General features: G+C 39.3%; 22 protein-coding genes. 11 read left to right on the top strand and 11 right to left on the bottom strand.

Annotated features, from left to right (window positions below):
* Window positions 1–262: 262 nt before the first annotated feature.
* Window positions 263–841: an HD domain-containing protein gene (locus tag ACRD69_RS22525; RefSeq protein ID WP_430817415.1), complete on the top strand. Its 579-nt coding sequence runs from the start codon at window positions 263–265 to the stop codon at window positions 839–841.
* A gap of 144 nt (window positions 842–985) precedes the next feature.
* On the opposite strand, the gene ACRD69_RS22530 is transcribed toward ACRD69_RS22525, so the two are convergent.
* Both ACRD69_RS22530 and ACRD69_RS22535 read right to left on the bottom strand, forming a co-directional pair.
* Window positions 986–1,363, bottom strand: a complete 378-nt coding sequence (locus ACRD69_RS22530; protein WP_430817416.1) for a hypothetical protein — start codon at window positions 1,361–1,363, stop codon at window positions 986–988.
* A gap of 12 nt (window positions 1,364–1,375) precedes the next feature.
* A complete protein-coding gene (locus tag ACRD69_RS22535) occupies window positions 1,376–2,233 on the bottom strand; it encodes an energy transducer TonB (protein ID WP_430817417.1) in 858 nt (285 codons plus the stop codon).
* 138 nt (window positions 2,234–2,371) lie between these two features.
* On the opposite strand from ACRD69_RS22535, the gene ACRD69_RS22540 reads away from it, so the two are divergent.
* Complete coding sequence (locus tag ACRD69_RS22540) at window positions 2,372–2,794, top strand: YybH family protein (protein ID WP_430817418.1); 423 nt, start codon at window positions 2,372–2,374, stop codon at window positions 2,792–2,794.
* Between the two features lie 248 nt (window positions 2,795–3,042).
* Window positions 3,043–3,507: an FKBP-type peptidyl-prolyl cis-trans isomerase gene (locus tag ACRD69_RS22545; protein WP_430817419.1), complete on the top strand. Its 465-nt coding sequence runs from the start codon at window positions 3,043–3,045 to the stop codon at window positions 3,505–3,507.
* Between the two features lie 10 nt (window positions 3,508–3,517).
* Here the strand turns inward: ACRD69_RS22545 and ACRD69_RS22550 are convergent, their stop codons facing one another.
* The 8 genes from ACRD69_RS22550 to ACRD69_RS22585 form a co-directional block, all read right to left on the bottom strand.
* Window positions 3,518–4,219: an SDR family oxidoreductase gene (locus ACRD69_RS22550; RefSeq protein WP_430817420.1), complete on the bottom strand. Its 702-nt coding sequence runs from the start codon at window positions 4,217–4,219 to the stop codon at window positions 3,518–3,520.
* Between the two features lie 111 nt (window positions 4,220–4,330).
* Window positions 4,331–5,335: an alpha/beta hydrolase gene (locus ACRD69_RS22555; RefSeq protein ID WP_430817421.1), complete on the bottom strand. Its 1,005-nt coding sequence runs from the start codon at window positions 5,333–5,335 to the stop codon at window positions 4,331–4,333.
* A gap of 2 nt (window positions 5,336–5,337) precedes the next feature.
* Window positions 5,338–5,871, bottom strand: coding sequence for a nuclear transport factor 2 family protein (locus ACRD69_RS22560; protein WP_430817422.1), 534 nt, complete (start codon window positions 5,869–5,871; stop codon window positions 5,338–5,340).
* Window positions 5,864–6,376, bottom strand: a complete 513-nt coding sequence (locus ACRD69_RS22565; protein WP_430817423.1) for a nuclear transport factor 2 family protein — start codon at window positions 6,374–6,376, stop codon at window positions 5,864–5,866. Before ACRD69_RS22565 ends, ACRD69_RS22560 begins: the two co-directional genes overlap by 8 nt.
* 173 nt (window positions 6,377–6,549) lie before the next feature.
* A complete protein-coding gene (locus tag ACRD69_RS22570) occupies window positions 6,550–6,912 on the bottom strand; it encodes a nuclear transport factor 2 family protein (RefSeq protein ID WP_430817424.1) in 363 nt (120 codons plus the stop codon).
* 60 nt (window positions 6,913–6,972) lie between these two features.
* On the bottom strand, window positions 6,973–7,398 hold the full coding sequence (locus tag ACRD69_RS22575; protein WP_430817425.1) for a Cif family virulence factor: 426 nt from the start codon (window positions 7,396–7,398) through the stop codon (window positions 6,973–6,975).
* Window positions 7,399–7,954: 556 nt separating this feature from the next.
* Entirely contained in the window at window positions 7,955–8,902 is a 948-nt protein-coding gene (locus ACRD69_RS22580; protein WP_430817426.1) for a helix-turn-helix domain-containing protein, read from the bottom strand.
* Window positions 8,903–8,958: 56 nt separating this feature from the next.
* Complete coding sequence (locus tag ACRD69_RS22585; protein ID WP_430817427.1) at window positions 8,959–9,804, bottom strand: LysR family transcriptional regulator; 846 nt, start codon at window positions 9,802–9,804, stop codon at window positions 8,959–8,961.
* A 121-nt stretch (window positions 9,805–9,925) separates the two neighbouring features.
* Between ACRD69_RS22585 and ACRD69_RS22590 the strand changes: the two genes are divergently transcribed.
* The gene (locus ACRD69_RS22590) at window positions 9,926–10,657 is read left to right on the top strand and encodes an SDR family oxidoreductase (RefSeq protein ID WP_430817428.1); all 732 of its coding nucleotides are present in this window, start codon (window positions 9,926–9,928) and stop codon (window positions 10,655–10,657) included.
* A gap of 759 nt (window positions 10,658–11,416) precedes the next feature.
* On the opposite strand, the gene ACRD69_RS22595 is transcribed toward ACRD69_RS22590, so the two are convergent.
* Window positions 11,417–12,016, bottom strand: a complete 600-nt coding sequence (locus tag ACRD69_RS22595; protein ID WP_430817429.1) for a Dna2/Cas4 domain-containing protein — start codon at window positions 12,014–12,016, stop codon at window positions 11,417–11,419.
* A gap of 472 nt (window positions 12,017–12,488) precedes the next feature.
* Between ACRD69_RS22595 and ACRD69_RS22600 the strand changes: the two genes are divergently transcribed.
* The 7 genes from ACRD69_RS22600 (at window position 12,489) to ACRD69_RS22630 (ending at window position 17,742) form a co-directional block, all read left to right on the top strand.
* The gene (locus tag ACRD69_RS22600) at window positions 12,489–13,094 is read left to right on the top strand and encodes a sigma-70 family RNA polymerase sigma factor (protein ID WP_430817430.1); all 606 of its coding nucleotides are present in this window, start codon (window positions 12,489–12,491) and stop codon (window positions 13,092–13,094) included.
* Between the two features lie 240 nt (window positions 13,095–13,334).
* Window positions 13,335–13,802: a MerC domain-containing protein gene (locus ACRD69_RS22605; RefSeq protein ID WP_430817431.1), complete on the top strand. Its 468-nt coding sequence runs from the start codon at window positions 13,335–13,337 to the stop codon at window positions 13,800–13,802.
* Between the two features lie 41 nt (window positions 13,803–13,843).
* The gene (locus ACRD69_RS22610; RefSeq protein ID WP_430817432.1) at window positions 13,844–14,824 is read left to right on the top strand and encodes a permease; all 981 of its coding nucleotides are present in this window, start codon (window positions 13,844–13,846) and stop codon (window positions 14,822–14,824) included.
* Between the two features lie 63 nt (window positions 14,825–14,887).
* Window positions 14,888–15,055 carry a hypothetical protein gene (locus ACRD69_RS22615; RefSeq protein WP_430817433.1) on the top strand — a complete coding sequence of 56 codons (168 nt, stop codon included), beginning with the start codon at window positions 14,888–14,890 and terminating at the stop codon, window positions 15,053–15,055.
* Window positions 15,056–15,420: 365 nt separating this feature from the next.
* Complete coding sequence (locus tag ACRD69_RS22620) at window positions 15,421–15,873, top strand: Hsp20/alpha crystallin family protein (RefSeq protein WP_430817434.1); 453 nt, start codon at window positions 15,421–15,423, stop codon at window positions 15,871–15,873.
* Window positions 15,874–16,074: 201 nt separating this feature from the next.
* On the top strand, window positions 16,075–16,275 hold the full coding sequence (locus ACRD69_RS22625) for a hypothetical protein (protein WP_430817435.1): 201 nt from the start codon (window positions 16,075–16,077) through the stop codon (window positions 16,273–16,275).
* A 447-nt stretch (window positions 16,276–16,722) separates the two neighbouring features.
* Window positions 16,723–17,742: a hypothetical protein gene (locus tag ACRD69_RS22630; RefSeq protein WP_430817436.1), complete on the top strand. Its 1,020-nt coding sequence runs from the start codon at window positions 16,723–16,725 to the stop codon at window positions 17,740–17,742.
* The last annotated feature ends 364 nt before the right edge of the window (window positions 17,743–18,106 follow it).

Genomic DNA, 18,106 nt, shown 5'->3' on the forward strand with positions numbered 1-18,106 from the left:
AAGTGCGAAGTCGCTTAACTGTTTTGAAGCTGGGGAATTAAAATAGCAGGTAATCGAGCTGTAGATTAAAGCTTCAATGAGTGAGTTATCTATGGGACTGAGTGAGCTTATTTGACTTTAATCCCTAACCTTGAACCCCGGAATAATAACGAATTGAGTATGCTTCATTATTTCAGGGTAACTTTAAGCCTAATCTTATGCCTCCGTATTTTGTAGCATCTTCTTTTTTATTAATTTAAGCTTCGAATCAAATAAAAAACTCATGTCACACACACCAACACGAGACGAAGCACTTGACCTGTTTAAAGCGTATAATAAGAGTGACAGCCTTTACCGGCACGGATTGGCCGTTGAGGCAGTGATGAAACACTTTGCCAACAAGTATAATGAAGATGAGGAGAAGTGGGGCATTATAGGCCTGGTCCATGATCTCGACTACGAAATGTTCCCGGATGAGCATTGTGTTAAAACGGAAGCTATTTTGAAAGAGGCTGATTGGCCCGAAGAATATATACGGGCAGTTATAAGCCATGGCTGGGAGATATGTACAGATGTTCAACCTGTTGAAACGATGGAGAAAGTGCTGTATGCCTGTGATGAACTAACAGGCCTTGTAACAACAGCCGTTTTGGTAAGACCCGATAAAAGTATTCACACCTTAAGCGTTAAGTCTGTTAAGAAACGCTGGAAAGACAAACGCTTTGCAGCTAAAGTGGATAGAGGTATTATTTCAAAGGGTGCAGACATGCTGGGAATGGAAATTCCTGAGCTAATTGAGGAAACCATAAAAGGCATGCAAAATGTAGCAGTCGAACTGGGCCTGGATGGGATTAAGGAATAGCTTGTTTTTATAACTTTTGAGTGGGCTTAACTAATTCAACGTTTCTCCTTGAATGCCACCTCAACAGAAGAACCTGATGGCAGAAAGGAGATTATTATTTTGCTATTCTTACTACTCAGCCAGGTGGCAAACTTATTAAATTCGTCATTGGGTGACCACACAGGTGAACTCCAATGATTTATCCTGATGAGCCCAATTCGTTCTGTATTTAATTCTGTTGCGGCTGTAAACAGGATACCGAAATTGATGTTCTAGTTCAATAATATCGTGATAGGCTATTTTAGTTTCTTTTTGAGCGATGAGGTGCTTCACTATCATTGCCTGGTCGTTTAATTCAACATAAAACAGTTTAGACATTAACCAGGCAAGCAATAGCAATAAGAGTACTACGATCGTTCCTCCAACCCAATGAACTGTTGTATTCTCAGTCCAATAACTTAGGATGCCTGCAATGATCGTTAGTGCGACAAGTGATAGTATTTTTCCTAAGAGGAAATAGTTATTGGAAGTATAGCGGGCCATAAGGTTTTTAATTTATTGAGGATTAATATGAATTGGTATTCGATATCTGACAGGAACTTTGGTTCCATTATTTGCTCCAGGTTTCCAGTCAGGCATTGAATTGATTAAATCTACAATGCTCTGTTCAAAGGCAGTTAATTTGTCTCTGTACAGTGGGTTTTCTATTTCCACGTTTACAGCCTTACCAACAGTGTCAATAACAAAAGTAACTGTTGCTTGTGTTTGAGGATGATCTTCCGGAATATAGTTTATTCCACTGGCAAGGTAATTTCCAAACTCATTTTCACCGCCAGGAAATTCCGGCATTACCTCGGCTACATATAAGACCTGCATGCCTTGTAATGTATCAGCAGTGGCTACTTTAACACTTTCAGTACTTTCAAACCTCAAGGGGTCATCTTTACCATTAATACATCCAAGGTACCGTTTGTCCTCAAGTTCAACAAAGTCTTCTGATCTCTCAGCGTATTCCATTGATCTGATATCAAAGAAGTATTGTCCAAAGGTATCTTCCATGATAAGCTGGTTCTTGTCCGAATCGTGATAAATTTCAATATGGGTGCGACCTCCCCAATTCAGTGTCATAGTCATAGTGTCGGTTTTCGCAGATTGAGTTTCAAACAGAATTTTACGGTTATATTCAGCCAGAAAAGGATGTATTACTTGTTGCCCATAGGAGATCTTTAGTCCGATCTCATCGAGTTCAAACGAAATGAAAGTCCAAGGTTCATCTTCTGGATTCCAGTTTTTTATCTTGTCTCCAAATGCAATCATCATATTATCCAGCAAAGCAGAGTCGACTTTGCTTTGAGCTTGTGAAAAGCATAAATGGGGAATGAGTGTGAATAGACATACTAAAAACCGATACATGTTCTGAAATTAGTGTATTTGAATCATTTCACAAACCCGAACTATAAATAAACGCTTGTTTTTTTTAGCAATACTTAACTCTTGCAGTCATTGCTATAAGGTTAGATTCCAGGTAACTTGTTTTTAAAATAAAATGTCATGAAAGATTTATCTTCAGTAGAAGTCGACCTTACATCTAAAAAGGAGGCTTTACAGGAAACACTGCAAAAACTTGTGGAGGCTGAGATAAGACGAGATGCTGATGCTGCGATTGAATTTTTCGCAGATAGCGCGATCGTACAGCCTTCTGACATGCCCCAAATTCAAGGTGCAAAGGCACAATATGAATTGTACAAAGAATTCTTCAAGATGCCTTACTCATCCTTTGATAGTCAATCAACTTATTTCGAACTAGACTCAACAGGTGAAATGGCATACGATACAGGATGGAATCAGTTTGTTTTTCCAGGCCCTGATGGTGATATGGAAGTGAAAGGAAAGTACCTGGCTGTTCTCAAATTCATTGGTGACAGATGGAAAGTGGTGGCTCTTTCATTTAACAATGATCAACCCTCAACGTAGCTGAAACTATTCAGTCTATACTCACAGGTGTATGAGGAATAGGTGCTGCTAAAAGGCTTAAGTACTTATTCCATCATTTACCTTATTCTATACCAAACCTTATCCCTATATATTCAATTATAGGGGAGGCATGATTTCATTAAATGTCTTTACATAAATTCAATAGATCTTTATTGATCCGTATTGAGGCGATTTAAATCCTGGCGAAAGTGTTATTTTAGCACAACTAATTATTCAAGATCTATTCAATGAAATCATTATTACTACTTATTACAAGTACTCTGGTACTTGCTTCATGTCAGTTTAAAAGCGCTCAGTCTGAAGGTGAAAAGGCAGATGATATCATCCTTACTGCCAGTGGCTTACAATATTACTATGTCAGGAAAGGCGACGGACCTAAAGTGGAACCAGGCTGCAAAGTCGGCACTTACCTTAGCCTAAAGGTGGAAGACTCTGTAGTGTGGAATACCAATGAATTGCCCGATTCACTTTTTACCTTCGTAGCAGACTCGACGCGCTTGATCAAGGGCTTTACCGAGGTGTCGTTACTGTTGCGCGAGGGCGATGAGATCGTTGCCATTTTACCAGATTCACTGGCATATGGTGCCAAAGGGGCAGGAGATGTAATTCCCCCGCATGCTACACTGGTCTATGATGTTTTCAAAGTGGTTAAGGTTGAAGCTCCTTATGCTGCAAATGATAGTGTCAATTAAAAGCAGGACACTACCACTTTATCTCTTTCATATCTCTGAAGAATTTACCTGAAGGGCCGTTTTTGGGCAGTTCGGCTGCCCATATAATGGTTTCAGCACCTTTTTCAGGACTACGTGGAGCCGCCATACCACCCATACCGGTCCTGACCCAGCCCGGGCATACAGAATTAACAAGTATGTTTTTCCCTTTGACATCAGCTGCCAATTTAACGGTCAATCCGTTTAAAGCAGCTTTTGAAATGCTGTAACCGGGTGTAGTACTGCCACTCATTTCGTTAAAAGCACCGGCACCACTGGATACATTCACGATACGACCAAATTTTTGTTTGAGCATAAGGGGAATAAAGGCCTGTGTCATTCGCCATGCACCCATCAGGTTGGTACGAATGGTTTCCTGCACCTCATCCAGGTTAGCATCACAAGCCGTATGCCATGTGTCGTAGTTGATGCCGGCATTGTTTATCAGGATGTCTAAGTGCCCGAATTCATCTTCAACATAGTGCCTGATCCGCTCTACGCTTCGAGCATCTGCAACATCCAGGGGATGAAAATAAACCTCACCATACTTCTGAAGTTTAGCTTGTGCTTTCAGGCCATCTTCCTCTTTCCTGGCTGTCAATATGACCTTATGTCCCTTTTTTAAAAGTTCTTTAACCGTTGCCAGACCAATGCCTCTGTTTGACCCGGTAACCAATGCGATTCGTTGCTCCATGGTGTTTGTATTTTGAATGTGCTTAAAAGACCTCTCCTCATCCTATGCCTTAGTGGCAATAGATAAGGAGAAGTGATACTGAATAGCTGATTAGCCTGGAGGCCGCTTATCTTATAGCTTAGCCTCAAACCATTTGCTAGCTTTATTGATGGCCATGCCTACTTCAGCTTCCTGATCATAGAAATTAAATTGCTGCATTGGTGAATCCAAATCTGTTTCAACCCATTCCAGTTGTTTGTCATCCGTAGCGATCTTCTCAAAGAAGTTTTTTGTGTATTGTGGCAAAACACAGCCGTCTGAGTGAATCATTAAGGTAGAGGCATTCAGTTTCGCCGCATAAGGCATCGGATCTAAAGTTAACCAGTCTTCCCAGCTCATTACCGCAAACTTGTCATTACTCCATTCTTTAATACCACCTCTTTCAGGGTTCAGGTAATAATCAAATGGTCCGTACATGGCTGCAGAAGGGTTAGTGGTTGAGATGGTTTCAATGTATTCGACTACACCATCCCTGGCATAGGTTTCTTTTGCTTTACGCGCCACGGCGATTTTCTCATTGACGCCCTCTTCGCCACCGTAGAATAACTTAACAGCTTCGGCATCCTGCAACCACGATGCTGCAGTTACAACAGCTTTGATCCTGCTGTCTTCAGAAGCGGCCATTAAAGTGTACATTGAACCTGCGCATACGGCGAAAGCACCGATTTTGTCCTTATTCACCTCCGGTAATGAACTCAGGTATGTAACGGCATTTTTGATATCTTCCACTTTCATAGCTGGGTTTTCCCAGAAACGAGGCTCACCTTCACTCTCGCCATAATTTCTGAAGTCAAAAGCAAGGGTAATAAAACCTTCCTTTGCAAAGCGCTCAGCATATAAACCGGCCATTTGCTCCTTTACTGTGGTCCAGCTGCCCGATACAACTATAGCAGGATATGCTTCTCCCTTTTTATAATTAGCCGGATAATACAGGTTACCAACAACTTTTAGACCTTCACTATTAAACGTTACTTGTTCCATCTTTTTATTCGTTTCTGTTAATACTTTAGCCTTTTTAGGATTAGCACAAGCTGTAAAGGCCATTAATACCATTAATATTCCAATTGCATTTCTCATGGTTATTTGATTTTATCGATTAATCCAAATCCTCTTGCCGCAGTAATGGGGTTAAAGATCTCGACATACTCTGTTATTTTTCCTTCTTCGTTAAATTTAAATGTTGCATAGTAATCGTTGTTATACCAACCTGCATCATTCTTAAGCTTGATCCTTCCTTCGAATTTTACAAAAGTCATGGTAGGATCTTCCATGGCATAGATTTCCTCTATGGGGAACTCCATTTTTTCAAAATTAGGGAATACAGGCGCCCAGTATTGACGAATACCGTCTTTACCGCTGGTTCCTTCAGAGAACAGACCTGATGAATAGGGATTGATATGTACACCCTCTTCGTCAAACAGATCAACGACAGCATCAACATTCATATCTTCCAGAGCCTTTAAAAAGGCGCGCGTGTTAGCCTTATTTCGCTCGGCGGTCTGTTTATTCATTGCCAGTTCTTTCTTTAATGTATCCACTTCTTTTTTACATTCTGTATGGCATCCTGTCAATACGATTATTGCCATGATTACCAGTGATAATACTTTATTCATCATTCTGCTTTTTAACATTATCCATTGCTGCTTGTGGTAATTGGGTATTACCATCCTGGTATTTGAAATTGAGCTTCATTTTTGCCACCCTCCAGGTATGACCGTCTTTGATCACTTGCAGATTGTATGACCCTACTACTGTCCATATGTTACCTGCTTCATGTTCCAGGTAATGGCTCGCTGTACCATAGCAAAATACCTCTGCAGTTTCGCCATTGACGCGGGTAATAAAATTACCCAGCTGATGGTGGGTGGCAGTAAAACCTGGTAAAATCGTTTTCCAGGCATCGGTGATTTGTTGTGGGCTTAACTCCACAGCCGGATTACCATCCATGCTTGAGTAATCAAGCTCCACTTTATCGGCAAAAATTGCCTCTACTTTGTCCCAGTCGCGGTTATCACTTGCTACAAATAATTCTGATACCACTTGTTCAATTGTTTCCATATGCTGTGCATGTATACTTATTGATATAATGCTGAATATTAAAAGTGTTAGTGTTCTCATGTTCTCATTGTTTTAATGACATTACAAATGTCGCCATTAGCTGTGCCAATGGCATTTCCATTTCAAAGCAAGAAGTATAAATTTCAAAGGAGATGGGGATTAGGATGTGGGATGTTATGATTCCCCGGTTTCCAATTCCCTGTTTGAAACATAACCCGTACCCATTCAATAATTTACATAAATAACTCAGACCAGTCAATGTAGATGTAATACTCATTAATGAGTGTTCCTTCCATCTTAAAAATATCGCAGAAAGGTACTGTTAGTTGAGAGCCATCAAGACGTGTATAAGTAACCGTTCCACGATGCACCAGTGAATTACCTGATTCAAAAATGTCGCTTACATTGTGTGCTGTGGATCGCACTGCAGGGAAGAATCCTTCAAACACTTTTCTAATGTTCGCTTTCCCTTTCACGACTTCTCCATTGCCTGCCACAAAAAGGCAATCTTCAGTTAAAAACGACAATACTCTATCCAATAGTTTAGCATCCAGTGCTTCTGATAAAGCATCAATATTCTTAAATTTTCTTTCCATGTTATACTAGTTTAAGTTGGTCTCTATCAGACCATTGATTTATTATTCTTATAATTATCTTTAATTGGCATATTGCAGTGACATTCGGGTGATCTTATTATTTCCATCCCACCAGTAATGGTAATGTACCACCCAGCTTAACCAGTTGACTTCAGTTTTTGCATAACCTTCACTTTCCTCGAGGATGGCTCGATGCTTAAATGTTTCTCCGCTGGGAATCACTTCTCTTAATGCCCATGCTCTGACATTTTCCCGCCCTGTAATTTCACGACTAACATCTATGATCGTGATGGTGTCAGCAAAAGCATCCATATAAGTATCAATGTCTTTACTGTTGGCCCCTGTTTGATAGGCCAGAATAGGAGCCGGTATATCTCCTTCTGCATCCCGGTTGATTTCAGCCTCCTCTGCAGGGATAAGCACATTATCATCTGCTGAGCATGACATAAATAAAAGAGCCGTTAAAATCCATAAGTATCGTTCCATAACATTCGTTTTTTCCATTTGTATATACAATTAAGTAATTGTGTTGATTGCTTAAACTTCTTAATGCAAAGCTAAAGTGCTGAAACCACGAGGGATTTAGCATTTCAAAGCAAGAAGTATAAATTTCAAAGAAAGAGGATTGGGATGTTAGGATGTTCGATGTGATGTGAGATTTCAACTATAAACTACTAAACACATCAACTCTTTCAACTCACTGGCAGTTCAACAGTTCGACACTTCAACAGTTCGACGGTTCGACATATGGATGTTAGGATGCTCGATGTGATGTAAGATTTCAACTACTAAACTCATCAACTCTATCAACAGTTCGACAATTTAGCAGTTCGACGATTCGACAGATAGTTCAACAGGCAGTTAACCCATTCAACTATAAACTACTAAACTCATCAACTCTATCAACAGTTCGACAATTTAGCAGTTTGACGATTCGACAGATAGTTCAACAGGCAGTCAGTCCATTCAACTATAAACTACTAAACTCATCAACTCTATCAACAGTTCGACAATTTAGCAGTTCGACGATTCGACAGATAGTTCAACAGTTCGACACTTCAACCCCCTCACCTTCAACATTCCCTTTCCTATAAGTAAGAGGTGTAATACCTGTATTCTTCTTGAAAAAGGAACTGAAATTATTGGGTGATTCAAAATGCAGGGAATAGGCGATTTCCTTTACACTGTTATTGGTTTGAATTAGTTCTGACTTAGCCAGTTTAAGGATGTGGTTGTGAATATGATTAAGTGCAGTCTTGCCTGTAATGGATTTCACCACTGCATTTAAATGATTGGGATGAATACTCAATAATTGTGCATAATAAGTAGGAGAATGCAGGTTGGCAAAAGTCTCCAGCTTAGCTTCAGGATAAAAACTTGTTTTAATAAGCTTCTGAAAACGTGATAGCAGCTTTAAGTCAGCAGTGCGAATTTGCTCACTGGCTGTTGTGCTATCTACATTCCTGGTGAACAGACGCTTAATATGGTTTAGTAAGTCCAGGAGGTAAACCTGTATAAAGGCAAATTTATCGGCATTGTCACTTACATACTCCTCTTGTATGCGTTGATAGATACTTAGAATTTCCGGTAAATCATTGGCGCTTATTTCAAAAGGTATGGACTCATCGATCTTCAGAAAGGGATAGTCGTCCAGTAAACGGTCAAAATGGTGCGATGATGCCAGGAAATCCTGTGAGATCATAATGTAAAAGCCCGACCAGTTGGGAACAATATCCCACGATAGTATTTGAAAAGGCGAATTGAAAAATACGGTTACGCCCTTTGGGAAATCGGCATGATGGCCTGTGATGGCTTTACCACCTCCATCGGCTTTAATGGCAATGGAATAAAATTCATGTCTGAAAGGCGGCATCTGTGGAATGACCTTACCCATGTTATCTTCAAAACTGCGAATATCAAAGTGAGGGTGCCTGGGGGCACCGATACCTATGGCTGTACAATAGTCGATAATAGTCTTGAAGTGTTGCATATGGCCAAATATAGGGAAAGTAATTTGTTTGTATAAAATGTTTCAATAAGGGGGCTTTAGTCAAACTTAAGCCCGTATTTGGATAAATAGTCAATCATCTCGGCAACCCTGGGGTTTTTCAGACTTTTACGGGCATAGGATAAGCCGATCTCGCGGAAGTACCTGGGACCATTATACTCTTTAATGTGAATCCCAGGTTTATCCTTCACCAGGTATTTGGGTAAAAAGGTGATACCCAGCCCCGCCATTAACAAGGTCAGCACTTCTGTTTTACTCTGGCAATTGGCGATCGTATTCCATTTATCACCTGTGTTATTCAGTATGGACAGGCACTGTTGATGCGCTTCACAAGGGGGACAATGGATAAAGGGTTCTCCGCTTAAGTCGCTTATTTCAATGCTGTTTTTATTGGCGAGAGGATGGTTTTCTGGAATACAGAGTACGTAATCTTCTTTAATCAGGGGTAGAAACAGGTGTTCCTCAAACTTCCATTCCCTCACAAGTAGATTAACTTCACACTCTCGTCCGATCGGACGCACATCCCATTCAATTTCTCCTAAAAGATGGCTCATCTTTTTAAAAAATGAATGCTTTAATGCCGGGGGTAAACTATCGGCAATGCCAATCACGACTTTTGTTCTGATATGACTTTGTCTAAAAAGGTCGGGAATGGCGTTTAACTCACCAAGCAAGCGTTTTGCTATAGGATAGAGGTAGTGTGCATCTTCTTTGATTTCCACTCCGCGTTTATGACGGGTAAATAGTTCTTTACCTATAGTTTCCTCCAGTTGTTTAAGGGCATTGGAAATATTGGGTTGAGAAACAAAACACTTTTCTGCCGCTCTTGACAGATTCTTTTCTTCGTAAATAGCTACAAAAAATCTCAGTAGGCGTTCATCCATAATTTTATCTTATAACAGACATCAAAAATAAGTATTTTGAGACGAATATCATGAGGTGTACATTTGCAATGCCTTATTTACAAAGGTATAAATGAGTATTGTTACTATAAAAGTTATCATTATGAATACTAATAATAAACTGATCGTCATTACCGGCGCGAGCTCAGGTTTTGGTCTTGAAATAGCAAAAGAATTTGCCAAAGATGGCTATCCATTGCTTTTACTGGCCCGGCGTGTTGAGAAAATGGAGGCCTTGCAATTGCCCCATACTATCTGTAGAAAAGTAGATGTAAGTGATAAGCAGGAATTTGAAGCTGCTGTTCGTGAAGCAGAAGCTGAATATGGAAAAACCGAACTGATCGTCAATAACGCAGGGGTCATGCTCTTGGGTGATATAGCCACACAGGACGCACAGGAATGGAAAACCATGTTGGATGTTAATGTTATGGGGGTCATGAACGGCATGCAGATCGTGATGAATGATATGAAAGAGCGTCAGTCTGGTACCATTATAAATGTTTCGTCAATAGCAGGCGTGCAGCCCTTTGGAAATCATGCCGCCTATTGTGCAAGTAAGTTTGGTGTTACCGGCTTAACCCGCGTTGCCCGTGGAGAGATGTCACCATATAATGTTCGCGTATTGTCAATAATGCCAGGTGCTGTTAGTACCGAACTGTTAGGGCACACAAGCGATCAGGCTATTATTGATGGGTATAACGACTGGAAGGAATCAGTAGGAGCAGTAAATATCACAGCCAGTGATGTGGCTAAAACCATTAAGTATGCTTACGAACTGCCACAGTCAGTCTCACTACGCGAAATAATTATTACCGATACAAAGCAGGATGCGTAAAAGTTCTGACTTTTTTTGTTGTAAGGCCGGTGGTAATAATACACATCCTTCGGTAAGCAATTTAAAAACGGCTATTGAAGCCTTATAAAAGAATAACTTTCAGATTTATAGATAGGCCTGATCAATACAAGTGATGGATGATCAAAAGTCACTTCCCCACGGAAGTGGCTTTTTTAATACTACACGTACTCATCAAATAAATGGATAAGTGACTATTTTCTTCCCTTGAGTATACACTTCATCGGGATTTATTGCACCACGCAAGGTACCAACTTCGACTCCGCCTCGGAATTTCTTCGGTAACTCTTCGGAGCTTCTTCGGTAATCCTTCGGTAATTGTTCGCTTACGCGCGTAGCCGAACAATTACCGAAGGATTACCGAACAAATACCAAAAAAGGACCGATTGTTGGTCGAAAATGACCCGAAAAAGGGTCAAACAGACTCAAAAAATGATGTTTTCACGTACTTTTTAGGCATTTTGTGCAAAAAGGGCCATTTCTCTAACGTGGTTTGAGTTAATGCAATAAACATAAGTAGTATCTAAAAGTACTTAACTATCACAATGTTTGATAGTTGGGATTTTCTTCAAATTACAATGCATGCACTGTCATTGCAAAGAGCTATTGATCGCAGTATGTTTGTTGAAAATAGAAAACGAACTTAAAATACAAGGATCATGAACTTCAGGAAAGTAAAGGAAATAGTGCTATTAAAAGCGTGTTATCATTTCAGCTGTAGAACATTTTTTTTAACTGAGATCAATACTTGCTCTCAAAAGCAAAGACAACAACCAATACTAAACCAATGGCGACTTTAACCGGCCAGTAGGGAATAGCCATACCTGCAATGGCGGCAATAATAACCGCTTTTAACAGACGTCCTGAGCGTCGCTCCATTTTAGATTTAAACTGTACGAGCTTGAGCTGACGCTTCTCCATATCAAGCAAAAATACCCCGTCATTTTCCACCACATAGTCATATTCCAGCAACTGACGGCGGGTGTTTCTGTTGCGGGCGCTAATAGCCTGGCTGCCACTTTTAACTTCGACAATGTATTTTTTACCATTCTTCTTCACAATATAATCGGGCTGTATTTCGGCATACATCACTTCACCATCTTCCATGTATTTGTGTTCGTAAATGCTTTGATAATCGATAATGGTGTAGCCCTTGCTTCTCAGGAAACTCCTGGCCTGAAGTTCCAGTTTATTGCCGCGTTCAAAACGCTTACGTACTTTTCGCTCCTGAAGATAAGCTTTGATTTTGTACCTGATAATAAAGAAAACCAAGGCCACTATTATAAGACCCAGCGATAAGAATATAAGGTGGTTTTGGTTGGTGTAATCGAAGTTATACATCGTGTTTTCAGTTATTAGCTGCAAAAGTAATGTCTTGTAGGTATATTATCGAATGTAGGAAGGAAATTAAATGGCAAGGTTTGTTAGATGGAATTGCGATAAGAGCGGTGAGCGGTGAGAGCTGAGAGGTGAGAGGAAGTAAAAATGTAGGATTTTAGTTATCGTCTGACGTGAATCAACTGTTAAACTCTTAAACTCTTTCATCAATGCGTTGCTTATAAAGTTTAGAAGTTGATTGGTTTATCAGTTGAAAGTTAAACTCCTCAACTGTTAAACTCTTCAACTCTTTTATCAATGCGTTACTTATAAAGTTTAGAAGCTGATTGGTTCAATACAATTCAATTCATCAACTTTTTCGACAATTAGACGATTAGACAATTTATCAACTCTTGATAGACTTCAGATAAAAAAGGGAATGGTTCAACTAAAACGATAACTTTACGGTTTCTTTAGTGAGGTAAATTGAGTTGTAATGAAGAATTCGACATGTAACTTTGAGCGTTGTCAGCCACAGCAGATTGTTGCTGATTTTTATGATAAGATATTAGGCTATGTGGTAAAAAAGGTATCTGATGCAGAAATGGCCAAAGACATTACGCAGGAAGTAATGGGCAGGATGATTGATGCCTACAGTAAGAAAAAAACAATAGAGAATGTAAAGGCGTGGTTGTTTCAGGTTAGCCGAAATGTAATAGCTGATCGCTATCGAAAAGATGCACCAGGTGCAGATTATGAAGATGTTGAAGCCCTGGAGCAGGCTGAAGAACCGGATATAACTACTGAAGACTTTATTATACCGATGATTAACCTTTTGCCCGATGAATACAGGGTACCGCTTTATATGAGTGATATTGATAATGTTAAGCAGGCTGATATTGCCTTACAACTAAATATATCCTTATCGGCTGCTAAAATGAGGTGTCAGCGTGGTCGCAAGAAACTTCAGGAGATGTTTTTTGAATGTTGTGATATTCAATATACTGAAAGCGGTGCTTTTGCCGGTTGTACCATAAAATCGAGCTGTAGCGTTTTGTTGGAAGAAGAACAGAAGCTTATTCAAAAACGGAATAGGGAATAGTTATCTGTGATTCATATAATTCAATAAATTACCAACTAAAATCTAACTCTTTTTAACATGAATGACTTCTTTTATATAAAAAAAGGCGTACTATATTCGTATTTCTAAAGTTAAGATAAACAAGTATATACGCTGATGCTTTAATTTATTTCGGACTTTTTTTCTTCTTTCTTGTGTCTTTTTGATTGTGTTTTCGACTTCCTAATTGAATCGAAAAAATAACAATTAAATCTCGTCAGAATGAGTCGGAAAATATTAGTAAGCACATCCATTATTGGATTTATAACATCTGCATTGAGCTTCCTTGGAATTATCAGTTGTTGTGGTTTTCCTGTGATCGCAGCATTTTTAGCCTGGTTTGGAATTGGCGTTTCGCAATTGGCATTCTTTTCACAGTATCAGAGCTGGTTCACTGGCATAGCTGTCATTGCCCTGATGTATGGCTTTTATACCACTTATCGTAAACCCCAACCCAGCAAAAACAAAGCTTCGTGTTGTACACCTGATACTTCAGAAGAACAATCGTGCTGTAGTATTGATAAAGGATCTAATCGTATTGCCAAAGTGATGCTTTGGTTGGGATTGATCGCTGTATCAGCTACTTTCTTAATGAATGATAAGAATACTACAAAGCAGGGAAAGAACTGTTGTGCATCATCTACAGAAACAACAGGTATGCAGCAGTCGGATACATGCTGTCCCAATTAAGAACTTCAATCACACTGGTAACCAATTAAATTATTTATAATATGCAGGAAGGATTAATACAAGCCATCAGGAATTTATTCTATAGTGTTTTAAGTATTCAGGCAACACCATTTTATGACAGTCTGACAAAAACACTTGGCAACTTTATTTTTATCACCTTGGAACTCTTTGTGCTCTTTATTGCAATAACGGCTATCATTGAGTATGCGATGATTCATGTAAATCAAAACAAATTGCAACAATTATTCAGGGGCAAAGGAGTGATGGGTAATATCGCCGGCGCTGTTTTTGGAGCTGTGACCCCATTTTGCGCATGTTCGACCATACCCATGACTGTTGGATTTTTAAATGCTTCTTTACCATTTGGTTCAGTCATGTCATTCCTCATCTCATCACCTTTGTTAAATCCTGTCATTGTTGCCATGTTGGCCGCCACTGTAGGACTTAAGAATGCTGTCATCTATTTTGCCCTGGCTTTTACGCTTTCTGTGTTGTTTGGACTGGCACTGGATAAGTTGGGCTTTTCCAAACATGTAAAGGCTGTTAAAGTAAGTGGAGGCAAGGATATGGTGGTGGATGGCATTGATGTCAGAAGGAAATTAACCATAAGCAAGAAATTAACTATTTCATTACAGGCTGGTTGGGAGTCATTAAAACCGATATTAGGCTACCTGTTTATAGGAGTGGGGATAGGAGCTGCCATATACGGTTATCTGCCCGAAGGTGAAACCATTGCTAAATATGCAGGTGAAGGTAATGTGTTTGCTGTACCCCTGGCATCTATCATAGGTATTCCACTGTATATAAGGGCTGAAACAGCCATACCTATTGCCATGTCATTGATAAGCAAAGGAGTGGGAATGGGAACTGCCATTGCCTTGATTATTGGAGGAGCAGGTATGGCTATACCTGAAATGACAATGTTGGCTAAAATATTTAAAAGAAAGCTGCTGGTATCTTTTATTACAGTCATTTTCCTGGTAGCGGTTATTTCAGGTTATGCATTCAATATCATCCTGTAAGATACAACAGGAATGGGTGAATAAAAAAGGTTGATAAATACTAACATTTTAATTATTAGACGTATGGGATTATTTAAAAAATCAAAGAAAAGCGCTGATTGTTGTACTATTAAGTTTGAAGAGATCAAAGAAAAACAATCAGGTAAAGACAAGGGATGCTGTGAGTTTCAAATTGAAGAACGACTTCAGGTTATTCAAAAAGATGAAAAGAAGAAGGGGTGCCGTGAGTAAGACTTCTTAAATCGTATGACATAATGTAGTATCTAGATAAAACAGGCCCGGTAAGAATACTTCTTACCGGGTTTAGTTTTATCAATTAAAAGTTGAACCAGATAAGGATGCAGTTAACCAGGCATCTCTTAGTAGGTGAACTATTGTCAGGTAATTCAGTCATAATGACGTGGTTAGTGTCAATTTGCATGTCAAGTTGTCTGTGTGGCGATGTTCCGTTTTATCGACCCGAAAAAAATAAATAGCTGACTACCAATGTAGAAATGTTGCCTTTGTATGCAGGGCTTAATATTTGGCATTGAGTTTGAAAAAATGTAGGTGAGTTAATTAAAATTTGTTGAACTAAATTTTTGGAGGACATAATTATGACACTTGCAAAATTATCTAACAACTGGTTCCCATCAGTTCCTTCAATCTTCGATAGATTTTTTGATGGAGAATTGATGGATTGGAATAGAACAAACTTTTCAAGCACCGATACAACCCTACCTGCGGTTAATGTAGAGGAGAATGACAATGAATTTTTGATCGAAGTTGCAGCTCCGGGCTTGACAAAAGATGATTTTAGGCTTAATTATGACAATGGTCGTCTGACTATTTCATCTGAAAAGAAAAATGAAACAGAGGAAAAAAGTGAAGGTAAAATAACCAGGCGTGAGTTTAGTTATCAGTCTTTCCAGCGTTCCTTTACCGTTTCGGAAACAATGGTGAATGCTGAGAAGATAAGCGCTAATTATGAAAATGGCATTTTACACATTACACTTCCTAAACGTGATGAGATGAAGCCAAGACCACCAAAACAAATTGAAATCAAATAAGTAAAGAAGGGTGTTCAAAATGAAACATATTTCTCGCAAAGTGCGCGAAAAGAAAGTACGCAAAGTTCGCAAGGTATTGAATAAAAATACCATATGCCTGGCGGTCTTTGCGTAATTCTAAGTGGTGCGATAGCTATCGCACTTTGGGTGAAACATGAATTTTTGACATCCTTTTACAACTAACCATAAATAGTATAAACGATGCTGGAAGGATATAAAACTGTACTGAAGGGCGTGAGAGATAGTGAGTTTCTATTTAGGAAAGAGTTGAGAAAGACCTTATCGTGGATAACACCTGAAGAGCAAATAGAACTCATTGACTGGGTTAAACTGGAGTTCAGTGATACACACGCCGGAATTATTAAAGAGATTTTATCAATGAATGTTCAGCATTCTTCCTGATGTAAGAGTTTTATTAAAAGAGGGTGTTCGAGAATCAGGTATTTATGGCTTAGAGGGCAAACAAATAAAAGATAATTGTCTGAGTTTAGGCAATTCTGACATTATATATGGTTTGAGAGACTCAACTTTATTTTGGAACACCCTCTGTACTTAATTAGTAACTTCATATGGCTTATTGTCTTGTATGCGCCAGTTAGTTCATCCGACTTTTTATTTCATTCCTCCTGTAAATACAACTATTTATCAAAATAAAGAGTTACTGTCATCATGCTTATGTGCAGCACCGACTCAAAACGATAACTTCGCAGGGACCTGATGATATACAGTGTTATTGTTTCTATACTCCTGTGAAAGTGATAATAATGGTATGGTTTAATTTACCAGGGCCTTCTCATGAGTAGGGTAATGACATTTTCATCAATAATGAACACAATAACATAAGCTTTAATGATGAAGACTTTTAACTTTAAAACAACCCTCTTAGGCAGGATTGCCTTTCTTTTTCTATTAACGGTATGTACCGTTACAACTGCCCGTGCGATAAATGACGAGGGTACCGGTTTACCTGGAGATAACCTGGATTTATATGCCACACTTAAGCTGTTTCAGGAATCGAAAACCATAGAAGAGTTTGAAGCCAGCTTAAATAAGGAGGAAACCGGGATCAATAACCTGGATTTAAACCTTGATGGCGATGTGGATTTTATCAAAGTGGAGACCCAACAGGATGGCGACGATTTTGCATTTGTACTCCAGGTGGATGTTACAAAAGAGGAGGTACAGGATGTTGCTGTTATACTGGTATCGAAAGATGAAGCCGGTACAGTAAGCGTGCAAATGGTTGGCGATGAAGAATTGTACGGTAAAGACTATGTGATTGAACCAAAAACAGAAAAGGAAGCCATTACGGCCAATCCCGCCTATTCAGGTCCCGATACTGTAGTTGTGAAGAGCGAGCCTGCCCAAGTTGTAGTGATAGAATCGGAACCCATAGTTCAGTATATCTATTCGCCTGTTTATGTGCCATACCACCCGCCTTATTATTATGGCTACTACCCGGTATACTATCATCCTTATCCTGTTATTTCCATTAATATTTATTTTGGGCGTCATCGTCATCATCACCACCATTACTATGGCGGACGACGAGGAGGTAATAATACCATTATCATTAATAATAACAAGACTTACAACAACTATACGGTCAATCGAAATACTTCCAACACTGTAATAGCCAATAAAAAGGAAGGCAGTTACAAGAAAAACAGCACGGTTAAAACACCTGCCAAGGCTACAACATCTCAAAAACAACCATCAAAGGCCAATACTAAATCATCCAATGCCAAAAGCAAGGCAAAGAACAAGCAAACAGCGCCAGTCAATAAAAGCAATGTAAAGCAGGCTAAACCTGCTAAACCGGCGCAAAAACCCGCTAAGCGCCCCGCTAAAAGACCAACAAGAAACTAGAGAAATTAAGCTGCAGGATTGAGTGTGATGATCAGTGATTGTCAAAGCATGCTGCAGCTTTTTTTCATTTCAAGCCATATGCACAGGCTTAAAAAACATTTCAACCTCCTCTTGATAGGATAAATGCTTATGATGTTCTTTTTGGGTTGATTATGATAATGATTGTCCCATAGTTTATGGATAAGCGTATTATAAATGTTCCAGACCTACAGCCTGGATTGTCATTGTATATATGTGCTTGGGGCGTTGCCTTTTAGTGTTCGAAAAGATTCAAACATTCACATATATAGTGTTTTGCAAGCTGTAAATCAGCTCTCCTCCTGGCAAGGAGGAGTACCTCGACGAAGGAGAGGGGAGGTGGTTT

The sequence above is a fragment of the Carboxylicivirga agarovorans genome (assembly GCF_050589845.1).
Lineage (GTDB): Bacteria > Bacteroidota > Bacteroidia > Bacteroidales > Marinilabiliaceae > Carboxylicivirga > Carboxylicivirga agarovorans.